17 protein-coding genes are annotated in these 15,600 nt (G+C 29.5%); 1 reads left to right on the top strand and 16 read right to left on the bottom strand.

Annotated elements, in window-relative coordinates; translation table 11 throughout:
- From arsD to arsB, 4 genes are all read right to left on the bottom strand, one after another.
- On the bottom strand, positions 1–378 hold the full coding sequence (gene arsD, locus Ccar_RS11230; protein WP_007062928.1) for an arsenite efflux transporter metallochaperone ArsD: 378 nt from the start codon (positions 376–378) through the stop codon (positions 1–3).
- 33 nt (positions 379–411) lie between these two features.
- Positions 412–741, bottom strand: a complete 330-nt coding sequence (locus Ccar_RS11235; RefSeq protein ID WP_007062927.1) for an ArsR/SmtB family transcription factor — start codon at positions 739–741, stop codon at positions 412–414.
- A 268-nt stretch (positions 742–1,009) separates the two neighbouring features.
- A complete protein-coding gene (locus tag Ccar_RS11240; protein ID WP_179945234.1) occupies positions 1,010–2,659 on the bottom strand; it encodes an FAD-dependent oxidoreductase in 1,650 nt (549 codons plus the stop codon).
- A 229-nt stretch (positions 2,660–2,888) separates the two neighbouring features.
- Complete coding sequence (gene arsB, locus Ccar_RS11245; RefSeq protein ID WP_007062925.1) at positions 2,889–3,944, bottom strand: ACR3 family arsenite efflux transporter; 1,056 nt, start codon at positions 3,942–3,944, stop codon at positions 2,889–2,891.
- A gap of 506 nt (positions 3,945–4,450) precedes the next feature.
- Here arsB and Ccar_RS11250 point away from each other — a divergent pair.
- A complete protein-coding gene (locus tag Ccar_RS11250) occupies positions 4,451–4,909 on the top strand; it encodes a C-GCAxxG-C-C family protein (RefSeq protein WP_007062924.1) in 459 nt (152 codons plus the stop codon).
- A gap of 114 nt (positions 4,910–5,023) precedes the next feature.
- Here Ccar_RS11250 and Ccar_RS11255 read toward each other — a convergent pair whose 3' ends face one another.
- From Ccar_RS11255 to Ccar_RS11310, 12 genes are all read right to left on the bottom strand, one after another.
- On the bottom strand, positions 5,024–5,452 hold the full coding sequence (locus Ccar_RS11255) for a C-GCAxxG-C-C family protein (protein ID WP_007062923.1): 429 nt from the start codon (positions 5,450–5,452) through the stop codon (positions 5,024–5,026).
- A gap of 44 nt (positions 5,453–5,496) precedes the next feature.
- Complete coding sequence (locus Ccar_RS11260; RefSeq protein ID WP_007062922.1) at positions 5,497–5,997, bottom strand: GNAT family N-acetyltransferase; 501 nt, start codon at positions 5,995–5,997, stop codon at positions 5,497–5,499.
- A gap of 26 nt (positions 5,998–6,023) precedes the next feature.
- The gene (gene arsM / locus Ccar_RS11265; RefSeq protein WP_007062921.1) at positions 6,024–6,842 is read right to left on the bottom strand and encodes an arsenite methyltransferase; all 819 of its coding nucleotides are present in this window, start codon (positions 6,840–6,842) and stop codon (positions 6,024–6,026) included.
- Between the two features lie 14 nt (positions 6,843–6,856).
- The gene (locus tag Ccar_RS11270) at positions 6,857–7,297 is read right to left on the bottom strand and encodes a MarR family winged helix-turn-helix transcriptional regulator (protein WP_007062920.1); all 441 of its coding nucleotides are present in this window, start codon (positions 7,295–7,297) and stop codon (positions 6,857–6,859) included.
- A gap of 158 nt (positions 7,298–7,455) precedes the next feature.
- Entirely contained in the window at positions 7,456–8,424 is a 969-nt protein-coding gene (locus Ccar_RS11275; RefSeq protein WP_007062919.1) for a permease, read from the bottom strand.
- 116 nt (positions 8,425–8,540) lie between these two features.
- Positions 8,541–8,780 carry a thioredoxin family protein gene (locus tag Ccar_RS11280; protein ID WP_007062918.1) on the bottom strand — a complete coding sequence of 80 codons (240 nt, stop codon included), beginning with the start codon at positions 8,778–8,780 and terminating at the stop codon, positions 8,541–8,543.
- Between the two features lie 33 nt (positions 8,781–8,813).
- Complete coding sequence (locus Ccar_RS11285; RefSeq protein ID WP_007062917.1) at positions 8,814–9,107, bottom strand: ArsR/SmtB family transcription factor; 294 nt, start codon at positions 9,105–9,107, stop codon at positions 8,814–8,816.
- A 90-nt stretch (positions 9,108–9,197) separates the two neighbouring features.
- Positions 9,198–10,619, bottom strand: a complete 1,422-nt coding sequence (locus Ccar_RS11290; protein ID WP_007062916.1) for a spore germination protein — start codon at positions 10,617–10,619, stop codon at positions 9,198–9,200.
- Between the two features lie 20 nt (positions 10,620–10,639).
- Positions 10,640–11,779, bottom strand: coding sequence for a Ger(x)C family spore germination protein (locus Ccar_RS11295; RefSeq protein ID WP_007062915.1), 1,140 nt, complete (start codon positions 11,777–11,779; stop codon positions 10,640–10,642).
- Positions 11,760–12,854: a GerAB/ArcD/ProY family transporter gene (locus Ccar_RS11300; protein ID WP_007062914.1), complete on the bottom strand. Its 1,095-nt coding sequence runs from the start codon at positions 12,852–12,854 to the stop codon at positions 11,760–11,762. Before Ccar_RS11300 ends, Ccar_RS11295 begins: the two co-directional genes overlap by 20 nt.
- 357 nt (positions 12,855–13,211) lie before the next feature.
- On the bottom strand, positions 13,212–13,856 hold the full coding sequence (locus tag Ccar_RS11305; RefSeq protein ID WP_007064329.1) for a hypothetical protein: 645 nt from the start codon (positions 13,854–13,856) through the stop codon (positions 13,212–13,214).
- A 3-nt stretch (positions 13,857–13,859) separates the two neighbouring features.
- Complete coding sequence (locus tag Ccar_RS11310) at positions 13,860–15,446, bottom strand: glycosyltransferase family 39 protein (RefSeq protein WP_048030057.1); 1,587 nt, start codon at positions 15,444–15,446, stop codon at positions 13,860–13,862.
- Positions 15,447–15,600: the final 154 nt, after the last annotated feature.

Here is a 15,600-nt window from a genome sequence, read left to right on the forward strand (position 1 = left end):
TTAGCAGCAGCCACCATTACAACCACATCCACCAGATTTCTTTTTAAACTTAAGTCCAGCTTTTAAATAATCTTCTGATATTCCAAGCAATTTACAAAACTCTTCATTAGTTGGATATGAACCTTTCTTTACTACAGCATTATCAACTATAGTAACTGGTAATACATCTATTCCTTCAGTATTTAAAATTTCATTAATAACTTTGTTGTCAACAAAAGCCTGCGGACTACTTGTTAAATTGTATCTTTCAACTACTATACCTTTTCTTTTTAAATTATCCAGTACTGTAGCTACCCTTAATAATTCTGGATTAACTCCTGGTCCACATACTCCTGTTGAACAGCACATAGCTGGGTCGAAAATAATCATCTTTTTCATAGTCTATCTCTCCTTTATTTAAAATAATATTTTTTAATGTTCGCTACAATTACATTTATTTTTTTGTTTACAAATGCAATCCTCTGTATCAGTAAAGATTCCCATTAAAAACAGCACTAATTTATTTGTATTGTTGTTATCCAAACAATAATGACTCCATAAACCTTCTTTTCTAGATTTTACAAGTCCACATTCCATTAATACCTTCATATGATGTGATAATGTAGGCTGTGTAAAATCAAAACTTTCCAGTATCTCACAAGCACATTTTTCGCCACAAGACAGCATATCAAGAATTTTTAATCTGCTTGGATCTGATAAAGCTTTAAATATTTTAGCATTAATTTCATATTTCTTATCCATTGCATCACCTCATATATAGACAGTTATCTATATATAGTATAAGCCACAATCCATATATAGTCAATATTGTACAAGTATGTTAATTGAATTGATAATTAATATATATAGTTATCTATATTTAATATTTTATGTATTTACCTTTAAAAAGCTACTATTTTTCTTTATCAAATTCCTTGTGAAATTTCACAAATCAATTAACCTTTACATTATCAATATTAATAATGTAAAAATTAAGCAATACCTTATGAACAATTCACTATTTAGATAATTACTTAGTCTGTGCTTTATAATTTTTATGACCTCCGGATATGTTATAGACTTTCTTAAATCCTTTGTTTATTAATATGTTTTGTGCTGCATTTCCAGTTACACCTTTATTGCAATATGTTACAATGATTTTTTCCTTATTTAGTTCATCAGCCTTTTCTCTAATCTGATCATGAGGTATGTTTATTGCATTATTTACATGTACTTCTTCATATTGTTTATTCACTCTTGCATCTATTATTGTAACATCGCTTTTATTTTCTATTAATTTATTAAGTTCATCAGGAGTTATAAGTTTTCTACCTCTATTTATTGCATTATCTAAAATCATTCCTGTATACATTACAGGATCTTTAGTTGTTGAAAACGGTGGTGCATAAGCCAAATCTAGGTGGAATAAGTCTTCAACCTTTGCTCCAAAAGTTATTGCTGTGATAAATACATCTATTCTCTTATCCACTCCAGTGTATCCAACAATTTGAACACCAAGAAGTTTTCCTGTATTTTTATCTGCAATAGCTTTAATAATCATCTCTTTTCCATGATAATATTCTGGTTTATCAGTCTTAATATTGTGACATATAACTGGCTCATATCCTTCACTAATAGCTTCTCTTTCTGTAATACCTGTCTGAGCAACAGTCATGTCAAAGATCTTAAAAATCCCTGTACCAAGAATACCTCTAAACTCAAGATTACCTCCTGAAAGCTGATCTCCAGCTATTCTACCCATTTTATTTGCTGTTGACCCTAACGGCCTGTATAAAGGTTTTCCAGTTATAATAGAGTAACTTTCAGCACAATCGCCACATGCATATACATCTTTTATATTGGTCATCATTTTTTTGTTTACTTTTATTGATCCGTTAATACCAAGTTCTATTCCGGCCTCTTTAGCAAGTTCTGTATTTGGCTTTACTCCAATAGACATTACTACAAAATCTGTATCTATAGTCTTACCACTTTGTAAAACTACTTGATTAACTATCTCTTCTCCCTTTAACCTAACTACTGAATCCCCTAGAATCATGTTTATGTCTTTACTTTTTAAGTACTTTTCTACATAAACGGCCATGTCTTCATCTAATCCAGGAGTAACTTGATTAAAACGCTCTACAAGAGTAACTTTAATTCCGATATTTTTCAAATTTTCTGTCATTTCTAATCCTATAAAACCAGTTCCTACTATAACTACAGATTTAGGTTTGTTCTTCATTATATATTCTTTGATTTTGTCAGCCTGTTTAACATTTCTTAAATAAAATACATTACTTTTTTCCACCCCTGGTATGTTTAGTATTATAGACCTTGCCCCTGATGCAATAACTAGTTTATCATATTTTTCATTAAATACATTATTAGTATCTAAATTCTTTATAGTTAAAACTTTATCTTCAGAATTTATTTTTAGAACCTCATGTCTTCTAAACACATCTACATTATATTTTTTCTTAAAAAATTCTGCATTTCTTGGTGTCAATTCATCTCTATTCCCTATTTCTTCACCTATGTAATAAGGTAAGCCACATCCTGAGTAAGATATATCATAATCCATATCAAAGATTTTAATTTCAACATTTTCATCATTTCTTCTAACCTTTGCAGCAGCAGATGTTCCACCAGCTACAGCGCCTATTATAACAACCTTCATAAACATTATCGCCTCTCGTAATCATTATTATTTAAGCTCTGTAAACATTAAGACTTTTATTAATATGGTTTTTGTCAATTTTTTTAATTTTATACATATAAAAATACTTTATTTAACTAATTACTAACTATGATAATTAATATTCCAATTTATATAGCATTAAAATCAACAAAAACCAATCAATAATTATATAACTTGCTTTTATTCAACAATAAATTGGCATTGTATACTATTTTTCTTTTTCCAATCCAAAATACTTTCTTCCCCACAATAAGGCTACATTAACAAGTGCAATCATGACAGGTACTTCAATTAATGGTCCTATAACAGCAGTGAAAGCCTCTTGAGATTGAATGCCAAAAACTGCTACTGCTACAGCAATTGCCAGTTCAAAATTATTACTTGCAGCTGTAAATGATAAGCTAACTGTTTTATGATAATCTATTTTTGATTTATAACTTATAAAGAAAGATACTGAGAACATAATTAAGAAGTATATAAGTAAAGGAATAGCAATTCTTAACACATCCATTGGTAACTCAATAATGTATTTTCCTTTAAACATGAACATTATAACTATAGTAAATAGTAGTGCTATTAAAGCTAAAGGACTTATCTTAGGTACAAAAGTTTTAGTATACCATTCAGTTCCTTTCTTAGGTTCCAAAAACAGTCTTGTAAGCATACCTCCAATAAATGGAATACCTAAATAGATAGCTACTGAAGAAGCTACTTGACCCATAGAAACATGAACCTGCATTCCTTCCAATCCTATGGCTTTTGGTAATACGGTGATAAATATATAAGCAAATATTGAATAAAATACTACCTGAAATATTGAGTTAAATGCCACTAATGCTGCTGCATATTCGCTATCTCCATCTGCAAGACTATTCCATACAATAACCATAGCAATACATCTTGCAAGTCCTATGAGAATTAACCCTACCATAAGATGTGGATACCCTCTAAGGAATATAACTGCTAAAGAAAACATTAATAATGGTCCTATAACCCAATTTTGAACTAGTGAAAGAGTTAATACCTTTGGATTACGAAAAACCTTTCCAAGCTCCTTATAGTTAACTTTGGCAAGTGGCGGATACATCATAACTATGAGTCCTATTGCTATGGGAATAGAGGTTGTTCCAATTGATAATCTTGATAATGCATCAGATAAACCTGGCATGGCCCATCCTAAAAATATTCCCAGTGCCATTGCTATAAAGATCCATAATGTTAAATAACGATCAAGCCATGACAATTTTGATGATTGATTACTCATACTAATTCCCCCCTATAATTAAAATACTATTTACTATGTCTACTGGAATCTGATAAAGTATTTATTTTGTAATTTTTGTCCATTTTACCGTCTCCAATATAGACATTTATCTATATATAGTATAAATAATTATCTATATGTAGTCAATATTATATAATTTTTTGAGTATTATATTATCAATTATATTCATGACAATCTATATTTAACATTTTATGCATTTGTATATAAAGTGTTACTATTACTCTTCAAAACAATATAACTTATAATATTTATTTATCTAAAAACCAAATTCTATTAGTATAAAGAATACTTCTTGCAAAATCGAATTATTAAATTTAATATAATAGTATACTCGAAATAAATTAAACTTTATAATTATAAATTATATTAAGTTACAACTTACTTTTAAAATAGCCAAGTTAATATTGTACAAGTACTTTTTTATGAAACAAAATTAATTAAAGAATACTATTTAAATAAAATAATTTGTATAAGGAGAGATTAAGTTGAATAAAATTATTGACTTACATAAAATAAAAACTACAGCAGAAAATTATTATCGTAATGGAGATTTTTATTGTTCTGAAGCAATAGTAAAAACAATAAAAGATGAATTTGATTTACCAGTATCTGATGATATCATAAAAATGGCCTCAGGCTTTCCAGTTGGTATGGGTAATTCCGGATGTACCTGCGGTGCAGTAGTTGGTGGTATTATGGCAATAGGTTTATTCTTTGGTAGATGTGAACCTAAAGATACAAAGGTCAATAAAACTATGGCATTATCTAAAGAATTACATGATATTTTTAAAGAAAGACATAAATGTTTATGCTGCAGGATTTTAACAAAAGATATGACACTGGGTTCTCCAGAGCACATGGATCAATGCATTTATTTTACTGGAGAAGTTGCAGAAGAATGCGCAAAGATAATATCTAGAGAATTAAATCTGCAAACAAAATAATCAACATTATTCAATATAAAACTCCCATATTGATATGGGAGTTTTAATAATTTTTCAAAAGCTTGATATACAACTTCGTTTATGAAATGCAACATTAGAAATATTATAATTTCTCTATAACATAGTTTCTAAAACATCAATAGAATCTTCAACAAACTTAGGACACTTTTTAAACAATCCCTTTTCTCTTGCCATAATTCTATTTTCTTTTTTGATTAAATCAATTCCAAGCAAATCTCTGCATATAATTGAATCATTAATTTCTGTAAATTTCTCTTTGAATTCTCTTACCATTTCATATACTTTTTCCTTTGATTCAATATCATCTAATATGCTATTTCCATATTTAAGACTTAATACCATAACAGCACCAGTTACAGCACCACAGACTTCACCATGGCACATTCCCCCTCCAAAACCTAATGCAATTTTTATGGCTGCTTTCTTATCTAACCCTAACTCCTCACTAAAGGCTAATAAAACACATTGACAACAATTCAATCCATTATTAAAATTAGCAATAACATTTTGTGATCTACTCATATTGAACCCCCCCTTTGTTATTTATTATAATTTTAACAAAATAACTAATTAACTCCAACCACCTTACTTCTACGTTCCATTAAAACTACATCATGCCATACACCATTACTCATTTTACTGATTTTTTCTCTCACTCCAATTTCTCTAAATCCACAACTTTTATGTAATGCTATACTAGCCAAGTTTTCCTTTATAATTCCTGATTGCAAAGTCCAAAATCCATCTTTTTCTGATAGATCAATTAAATTTGTCAATAAAGCTTTTCCTATACCTTTTCCCCTATATTCTTCTCCTATATATATGCTAACTTCTGCAACACCTGAATAAACACATCTGCTTGAAGTTGGACTTAAAGCCACCCAACCTAAAACCTTGTTTTCGAAATGGGCTACCAACCTACATGATTTAGTATGACTGCTATCCCAATTTTCCCAAGTTGGAATTTCTGTCTGGAATGTAGCTTTGCCTGTATTAATACCTTCTAAATATATTTTTGAAACTTCTTCCCAATCTTCTTTTTTCATTTCTTCAATTTTATAATCCATTTTCATTTCCCCCTATTTAAAACTTTTTAAAGTTTATATGCTTTTACATGTGCTCCAGCAAAAGCACCATCAATAAGCTCTGCATCCATTTTGCTATATAAATCCCCTAAATTTTTTTGTTTTGCTATTTCTTCTATAATTTCTTTTGTATAAACATTTACTGGTGTTATTTCAATATTTTTAAAGCCAACCCTTTGAAGTATTTCTTTATATTCTTCAACTGGTAAGGCACCTGCAATACAACCTACCCACATTTCTACACTATGTCTTATTTCATCAGGTACATTCTTAAGCACTACAACATCAGCTATTGCCAATCTACCACCATTTTTAAGAACTCTATATGCCTCTTTTAATGCAGCTTCCTTGCTTTCACATAAGTTTATTACACAATTTGATGTAATAACATCTATGCTTTCATTGCCAAGAGGAATGTCTTCTATATATCCTTTTAGAAATTCCACATTTTTAACTTTCATTTTCTCTTTATTTTTATTTGCTAGTTCAAGCATTTCATCAGTCATATCAAGGCCATAGACCTTTCCACTATCTCCAACATACTTGGATGAAATAAAGACATCTATTCCTCCACCGCTTCCTAAATCTAAAACAACTTCACCCTTTTGTGGATTTGCAAGTACAACAGGATTAGCACATCCAAGAGAAGCATTTATAGCTTCTTTTGGTAAACCTTCTATAAATTCTTTCGTGTACAAATTGGAATTATTTGAAGTATCACCACAACAAGATGTGCCACAACCACAGCTAGCTTTGGATTTAGCACTTACTTTTTTTGCAATACCTCCATAATATGCTTTAACTTTTCCCTTAATGTTATTTTCCATAATAAATATTCCTCCTAACAACATTTATTTTTATTTACAGCCTCAGTAAGTAACTTCAAGCTTTCAAGTACCTGTTCCCTTTTTTCTTCTGGAATTGCTCTAAAAATATTTTTATAATACTCCTGCATTCCACATTCAACATTTTTAAATGCCTTCATGCCTTCATCAGTAAGTTTTATCGTTACATAACGTCTATCCTCTGGATGCAGCTCTCTAATTACTAACTGATTTTTTACAAGATTATTTATAGTTCTGCTCATTGTACTTTTGTCCACTGTTAGTATTTTAGCAAGTTCATTTAGTGATATTTCTTCTGCTCTTCCAATTTCCACAATAGCATGGCATTGTGAAATTGTTACACCACAACAACTCGTATCTTCTTTTTCCAATATGCCTAAATTTCTCACTAATATTCTTATTAATTCACGTAAATAGCTACTTCCTTGACTTTCCATTTAACCACCTCAAATTAATTGTAGCACAAAACTGTTGTAATATGCAACTATTTTAAATTACAACTAAAGAAGAATTTTTATTATAAAAAGCTTTCTTTAGTTAATCTAAATTCATAACTAAAGAAAGCCTTTAACAGTTGACTTTACTATATAAAATTTTAACCTATTATAAAATTGAACAAATATCCAGTAAACACTATTCCAAGTGCTGCTACTCCAAAGAATACTGCCAATAATTTAGGTTTTAAAACCCTTCTCAAAAGAATTGCCTCCGGCAAACTAAGAGCTGTAACGGCCATCATAAATGCCAAAGCTGTTCCCATTGCAACTCCAGCTCTTGTAAGTTCACTAACTAGTGGAATTACTCCAGCAGCATTAGAATACAATGGAACTCCAATTACAACGGCTACAAATACTGCAAATGGATTATTCTTTCCTGCATATTTTGCCAGTGCTCCTGCTGGAATCCATCCATGTATAAAGCCGCCTATAGCAATACCAATTATAACATACAACCATATTTTCTTTATCAATTCCTTTGTGAAATTCCATGAATCCATTAATCTTTCTTTTGTAGTTGGATCAGGCAATTCCAAATCCGAATTCATCTGCATTTCATAAACATATCCTTCCACATGCTTTTCCATTTTCAATTTTCCAATTATAATACCACTTACTATTGCAATTATCTCACCAGAAATTACATAAATAACAGCTATTTTTATTCCAAACAGACCATAAAGAAGTCCTAATGCAACTTCATTTACCATTGGTGCAGCTATTAAAAAAGAAAAGGTAACTCCAAGTGGCACTCCTGCTTCCACAAAACCAATAAAAAGTGGCACTGCAGAACAAGAGCAAAATGGTGTAACAATTCCAAGTAAAGCTGCAAGAACATGTCCAATAAACGTACTTCCTTTACTCTTTGCAAGTATCTTTCTCGTTTTTTCTGGTGGAAAGAAACTTCTTATAAAGGTAATTGCATAAATAATAATTAGTAGTAAAATAAATATCTTTATAGTATCAAATACAAAGAAATTTAAAGCACTGCCAATTCTACTTTCTTTAGCAATTCCAAATACATTATAAATAAGCCAATCAGCAAAAATTTGTACAGGTGTAAACATATTACCCCTCCATTCATGTTATAACTTTATAATTAAATACTTATGTACTGTTTTAATTTAATGGACTTCAATTCTATTAAATTAGGATTAAAGTCCTTTTTTAATATATATTATATTTACATTTCCTCATTAATATATTTTTTAATTTCATCAACAGTACAAACTTTACCAAACATTTTAACTTTTTCATTAATAACTATAGCAGGCGTTCTCATAACTCCGTACTTCATAATATCTTTAATATCCTCTACTTTTGTAACATCGGCTTCTACATTTAGCTCCTTAACAGCTTCCTTTGCATTCACCTCAAGTTTTTTACACTTTGAACAACCTGAACCTAAAATCTTTATTTCCATAATTTAACCCTCCTGAATTTATATATAATTATTTTATTTAGAATCATTAAAATAACTCATAACAAACTTATCTACACTATCAACTATATTTTTTATTTCTTCACCACTAATTCTGTAATGAGTATTCATACCAACCTTCTCAGATGATAGTATACCAGCTTCCTTAAGTATTCTTAAATGCTGAGACAAATTTGCCTGACTAAATTCTATATCTTCATTTAACTTGCATACACACTTTGGTCCATCATACAAAAACTTAACTATTTTATATCTTATAGGATGTCCTAAAGCTTTAAAAATTTTAACGCTTATTTCTTCCTTACTCATAATTATCCTCCACAGAATGATAACTTTATAATTAAATACTTATATACTTATAATATTACTTTATACTCTACTTTGTCAATATTATATTGATTATTTTTTTCTTCTTTTATCCTTTGTATTTAACAAGTTAGGTCGGTGTTCAGTTTCAACCACATTACTTGAAATATAGTTTTTCATATCTTCATAATTAAATGGAGCTATTGGTTCAGTATATGGTATTCCAAAGCTTGTAATAGATGCTATTTTAATAACTATGATAGTTAATGCCATGCAAAATCCAAATAATCCAAATATGCTTGAAAGAAAAATCATAAAAAATTTTAATAATCTCATAGAATTCATAAAAGTATAATCTGCAATAGCATAAGATGCCATAGAAGACAATGATACAATTATAACCATAAGAGGACTTACAATCCCTGCAAAAACTGCTGCTTGACCAATAACAATAGTTCCAACTATACTTACAGAAGATCCAATTTGTTTTGGAAGTCTTAAACTTGCTTCTCTAAGTAACTCCAATATACCTTCCATCATTAGAGCTTCTGTAACAGCGTTTATAGGGACCTGCACTCTAGAAGCTGCAAGCAGTAAAATATATTGTGATGGAAGAAATTCTGGATGGAAGGCAACAATTATAACATATACTGATGACAATGTAAGATTCATAATTAAAGCCATAAACCTCAAACCTTTTAGAAACATCCCTAAATAAGTATTGTCATAATGATCATCTCCAATGTCCAGATATTCAATAAAAGTTTTAGGTACTATTAATGCTAAATTACTTCCATCTACTAAAATACAAATACGCCCTTCTAATATACTTGCACATGCTGAATCCGATCTCTCACTAATACCTATTTCTGAAAACAAAGTAGATTTTTTATTTGATAAAAATTTTTGTACATATCCGGATTCTAAAATACCATCAACTTTTATTTTTGCTAACCTTTTTTTAGTTTCTATTATATGTTTGGGATTTGCAACATCTTGAAGATATACTAACACTACAGATGTTTTTGTCCTTACACCTACAGTGCAATAGTCTGCTTTTAGGGATGAATCCTTTATTCTATAACGTATTAGTGATAAATTTGAATCTATATTTTCATTAAAAGCATCCCTTGGTGATCTGACTGCAGCTTCTACTTCTGGAGACTGAATATTTCTTTTTTCAATCTTCAAGGTATTGGCTACTATATATTCGCCGCTGTCACATACAATAATCACCGATTTCCCTTGCAAAACATAATCAGTGATTTTATTTGTATCTTCTTCTAAAAAGACATCATCTGTGTAAATTATAGAGCTTATAATTAGCTGTGCTGTTAATGTCTGCTCATCACTATACTGTAATAGCGGCTTTATAACATTTTCAGACAAACTATTCCTATCTGTAATTTGAGGAATATATAGTATATATATTTTCTTATCTTTAACATTTAATTTTCTTGATAACATTCCCGTGATATTCTTTTTAAGTTCTTCCACTTTATTTTCCCATATCATATTCCTCTCCCTCACTTTGTTTACTTTCCTTTCGCATTAGGGTCTAAAAAGTTGGTGTTTACAATGTTTGTATCTACATTTACATGAAAAATCGCCTTAGGATATTCTTCTTTCCAATTTATTTGCCTATAGATCTTTATATTTTCTCCTTTAAAATATCTGGCAAAACCAAAAACATCAGATTTAAATTCCTTTTGTGAACGTATTACAGAAGATAAAATATCTTCTTTTATTTTATTTTCAATTATTTTCTTTACTTCTTCCATGTCTTGTTTATTTATTGGTTCAACATTTTCTTCATATTGCATTTGTGATTTTAACTTTAAGTTTATATAAATATTAATTTTATTATCCTTATAACTAGTTTTTATGCTTCGTTTTGCTAAATTACTTTTAATTGAAATTAAAGTCTTGGGATTTTTAAGATGGTTAATAGACCTTACATCAGTAACTTTTTTTGATAACACAAATAAGAAACCTTTGCCCTCTTCACGCTTAACAGTGCCAACTAGCTTATTGCCATTAAATGCTGCAAACCCCAAATATTCAATAGTGTCATCCTCCTCTGTAACATATGGAAGCAAAAATCCTATACTTCCAAACTCCATATCTGATTCTATATTCTGAACTGTTTTATACAAAGCACTCCCATTTAAATCTAAATACCTAATTGTGTCTTCTATTGCATATCCTGTGGATATATCATTCTTAACTTTTTTACTATAAAGCTCATCTACCGACTCCTTACTTACAGCCAGCATTATAGAACTTCTAAGTCCAATAAGATAATAGAGTCTTTTCATATAAGGTTCTATGCCTCTTTCCTCAGCATATCTCTTGCTAAATACAAATACCCTTGTTGATCCTGGAAACTCAGGATTAGGAGTTTTAGCATCAAAACTTGACCTTACCTCGTCAAAATTCTTACCTTTTCCTTGGAATTTATAAGTTTCTATCATTTGATTAGTATTTCCCTTTTCTAAAGAACTTGATGAAAGTTTTGCTTTCTCACCTACATTCACTATGTTGTCATTTAAGACATCTGCTCCAATTGAAATAGTAATAGTTCTTCTATTAATGTCTCTATAATCCCAACAGCCTGTTAAAAATAAACATAACATCAATGTGCATACTATTTTACTATATCTTCTGCTTATCATATTTTTTCACCTTTGTAATTATAAATAGAATAATCGGTATCACCCAGCATACAACAATTCCTAAATATGAATTGTATTTAATTATCGCTCTTATTTGATCTACTGTTTTAGGTATTTGAGATGCTATAAAAGATATAAAAATCATAATAATTACTATATAATTGTATTTGATACTTTTAAATTTTTTACTTATAATAAAGCTTACCCCATATCCCCACAAGGATATAGCACAAACTATATTTATTGTCCAGATAATTATATAAAAACCATCAAGCCTTCTAATAATATCAAGGCTATATATGTCAACACCTTTTAATGTAGAAAGTACTGTTGATCTTATCAATACTACTAATTCTACTCCAACTACGGATATAGTGGATTCCACTATATATGTATATAAAATTCCTATAAATCCAACCATTAGCATTGTATATCTAAAAACATTCTTATTTTTCACACGATTAACTGGCATAAAAAGTAAAATCTCTATTCCCATAAAAGGAAGAATTGTACTTGACAATGCTTGAATATAAGTCTTTATATCTTCAACAAAAAATAGTGGTTTTAAATTTACTACTCTACCTTTTGAAATCAAGAGATAGTTAATTAATATACTACCTATTATGTTAATAGGTACATATATTTCACACATTCTTGCAATAACATTAATTCCTTTTGTCATTCCATAACCTATAACTATATAGAACAATATAATTATAAATATTGATGGTGTTTTATTGAGGAGAACTGCTTTAATGGTTTCAGCATATCGTCTTGTAATCATAGTAAAAAACCCAAAAAAGTATACTAAATATATGATTAAAAATAAATTTGTTATGAATTTACCAACTAGCATTTCACTATATTCACAAAGCGTCTTTTCTTCATAGGTGTATTGAAGATATGTAATTATATAGGTAGTTAAAACGAATATTATTGTTGCAATTAATAATGAAAACCAAGCACCAGTACCAGCAACTTCTGCTACATCCTTGGGTATGTTTATAATACTATATCCAATAACTATGCTGTATAACATTACTGAGATCTGCCTATTTGTAAAAAAATTATTCACATACTATCTCTCCTTAGAATATGTAATAATAGCATTCCCATTTGGTTATGAAAGATACATACAGACTGTACATGATTAACTTTATTAACAAATAAAAAGCACATTACAATACAACTTTTTTGAGAGGACAAAGGACAATTGACAAAGGACAGTGAAGGATGATTTTTCTCCGCTACACTACGAAAAATCTTTAATTAAATTTTCAATTACTCATTTTACTAAAGTGAAATATTGTTGACTTATACAAAATTAAAGCTTATTTTGTATTTGCAAAATAAGCTTTAAAAATAAATTAGTTTTCCGACGTAAGGAGGAAAACTCACCTTCATTGTCCTCTGTCCTCTGTCAATTGTCCTCTCAAAAAAGTTGCGTTACACTAATTCTTTCTACTGCTTTAGTGTTTTGTTTATACCAAATCATTATTACTTGTCCTTTTTTCAAGTCTGATACCTTTGTAGATGATTTTGAGTTGTCATTTCTATTTTGACCAGGCATAGCAGTTCTTTCTGATATTTTAACATCACTATTAACTGTAATTGTTTTTGCCTCACCAGTATAGCTTAATTCAAGCTTACCATCTGGGAATCCACCTTGAGGCGGCTTCCTACTATCATTATTATTGTTACTTTGGTTACCATTCACATTCGAGCTGCCATTTGTATTTGACATTCCCTTGGAAGCTTGATTATCATTCATATTTGGAGTTCCATTAGCATTTTGATTACCTTTCATATCAGGTGCTGCATTGCCATTTGAATCTTGCTTTGCTACCTCTATTTTTATAGTATTTCCATCCACAGATACTATTTTACCAATAAGATCAGCATTAGACATTCTGTTACCATCCATACCTGGACCACCGTTCATTCCGCCGCCATTCATCCCTTGACCAGAACCCATATTGGTTATATTTTGAGCCGTAATTGCTTTACAGGAAGTAAGTGACATGGAACAAACAAATAATGCTGCAACTATAAATATACTACATACTATTCTTCTCATATTTTACGACCTCCTTCCAAACAGCGGCAGACACTCCAAAAACTTTCTTTTTGACATAAAATCATATGCATCCTTAAATCCCATGTATGATAAAACTATCAATAAAGGATATACTGGGTAAATATATCTAGACTTAATTTCCCATAAAACATGGAATCCAACAAACCCTAAAATCACTAAAATTAAGAACACTTCATCAAACCTTTTAGCTTTTATTCCACATATCAATCTAACCAAAATAGAACAATACATTAAGAAATTCATTACATATAATACCCAAGTCAACCCACTTCTATATTGTGAATTTCCCTTAAATAAATCAGTGGCAAAGGTAGTATAACTATAGCCACCCATCACCATGCCTTTTCCTCTCTCCCCTGAACTGGATGCTGATTGAACACCAAGACCGTACCTTTCAATTTGATATGTCCCTTCTGTCCAGGTCCATACAATTTTCTTATAATACATTTTTGTTAAATCCACAAAGGTCAAGCTGGATAACTTATTTTTTATTTCTTCCTTAAATAATTCCGTACTTTTTTCTTTATTGTAATTTCCTTGCCTTTCATATATATTGTAACTTTGCATGTTGTCCCAAAAACCGAATCTTTCTTTATTTATACCCATGTTCAGCCACATATATATAGGTGCAGAATTTTTATTAACAGATTGACTTACAGTATGAGTAGCTTGTAAAACAGCATTTTGAGTAAATCCTGGAACATTAAATAGTAAAGCCATTATGCATAAAGAGGTTATTCCTTTTTTAATTCCAATTTTCTTTATACATAATAAAATGTAAATAACCGCAGCTATGAAAATAATAACTCCTACACTTCTAAAGTAATTTCCAATTGCTAAAAAAATTGAAGAAATAACAATGTACTTAATTGACTTTTCCTTTATAAATCTTATTAAAAAGTATATTGCATTGGTAAAAAATGCTGTAGCTATAACGTCATTATATATATAATTACACATAAACAATGATGGTACATAAGTTGCAGCAAATATTAATACACCATAATCATTTTCCTTTGATTTGTAATTTATCTCTTTATATATTAAGTAAATCATTAAAGTTGTAACAAGAGTAAATAGTATATTAAAAATCTTTATAACTAAATAGTTATCTGGAAATATAGCTAACAAAGTTTTTAAATATAATACCATAGAAAAATTAAAAGGAAACATATGAAGATATCCACCATTTTGAAATGAAGAATAATCTTTATTATATAACATGTTTAAAGCCAGTGAAACTACCGTTTGAGAGTCATCTGTAGGTAACCTGGTAAATAAAAATATAATAACTATTTGAATAATAAATGAGAATAACAGCGTTACTGGAATTACAATTTTTTTACTGTACTTATTGAATTTTAAGCACAACTTGTACAAAACTATACTTAATAAAATTAATAATATTATAAGTAAAATAAAAATGCCAAGCTTTTGATTTTGTAAAATAGGAGTATCCCCATATACAAAGTAATTGTACTGAGCTCTGACAAAAAATGATGATGCTATAAAAAGTGATATGAAAAAAGTAAATATTAAATATATTGTTTTTTTAATCAATCCTAACATATAAAAAACTCCTTTGCAGTAATTTATCCGATCGCTACCATTGCTAATACCCCTGATTTCTTTATATGAAACTCCTTCTCCTATTGTCGAAGGAGTAAGTGATTCGCACAAAATCATAGATTTTGGCTCTCTACTTAACTGAAGGATAAGCACT

The organism is Clostridium carboxidivorans P7, from assembly GCF_001038625.1.
In the GTDB taxonomy this organism is placed as follows: Bacteria; Bacillota; Clostridia; order Clostridiales; family Clostridiaceae; genus Clostridium_AM; species Clostridium_AM carboxidivorans.

Bases quoted from the DNA above. Each gene is read 5' to 3' on its own strand.
- arsD (WP_007062928.1), bottom strand. From the start codon at position 378: ATGAAAAAGATGATTATTTTCGACCCAGCTATGTGCTGTTCAACAGGA.
- Ccar_RS11235 (WP_007062927.1), bottom strand. From the start codon at position 741: ATGGATAAGAAATATGAAATTAATGCTAAAATATTTAAAGCTTTATCA.
- Ccar_RS11240 (WP_179945234.1), bottom strand. From the start codon at position 2,659: ATGAAGGTTGTTATAATAGGCGCTGTAGCTGGTGGAACATCTGCTGCT.
- arsB (WP_007062925.1), bottom strand. From the start codon at position 3,944: ATGAGTAATCAATCATCAAAATTGTCATGGCTTGATCGTTATTTAACA.
- Ccar_RS11255 (WP_007062923.1), bottom strand. From the start codon at position 5,452: ATGAGTAGATCACAAAATGTTATTGCTAATTTTAATAATGGATTGAAT.
- Ccar_RS11260 (WP_007062922.1), bottom strand. From the start codon at position 5,997: ATGGATTATAAAATTGAAGAAATGAAAAAAGAAGATTGGGAAGAAGTT.
- arsM (WP_007062921.1), bottom strand. From the start codon at position 6,842: ATGGAAAATAACATTAAGGGAAAAGTTAAAGCATATTATGGAGGTATT.
- Ccar_RS11270 (WP_007062920.1), bottom strand. From the start codon at position 7,297: ATGGAAAGTCAAGGAAGTAGCTATTTACGTGAATTAATAAGAATATTA.
- Ccar_RS11275 (WP_007062919.1), bottom strand. From the start codon at position 8,424: ATGTTTACACCTGTACAAATTTTTGCTGATTGGCTTATTTATAATGTA.
- Ccar_RS11280 (WP_007062918.1), bottom strand. From the start codon at position 8,780: ATGGAAATAAAGATTTTAGGTTCAGGTTGTTCAAAGTGTAAAAAACTT.
- Ccar_RS11285 (WP_007062917.1), bottom strand. From the start codon at position 9,107: ATGAGTAAGGAAGAAATAAGCGTTAAAATTTTTAAAGCTTTAGGACAT.
- Ccar_RS11290 (WP_007062916.1), bottom strand. From the start codon at position 10,619: ATGATATGGGAAAATAAAGTGGAAGAACTTAAAAAGAATATCACGGGA.
- Ccar_RS11295 (WP_007062915.1), bottom strand. From the start codon at position 11,779: ATGATAAGCAGAAGATATAGTAAAATAGTATGCACATTGATGTTATGT.
- Ccar_RS11305 (WP_007064329.1), bottom strand. From the start codon at position 13,856: ATGAGAAGAATAGTATGTAGTATATTTATAGTTGCAGCATTATTTGTT.
- Ccar_RS11310 (WP_048030057.1), bottom strand. From the start codon at position 15,446: ATGTTAGGATTGATTAAAAAAACAATATATTTAATATTTACTTTTTTC.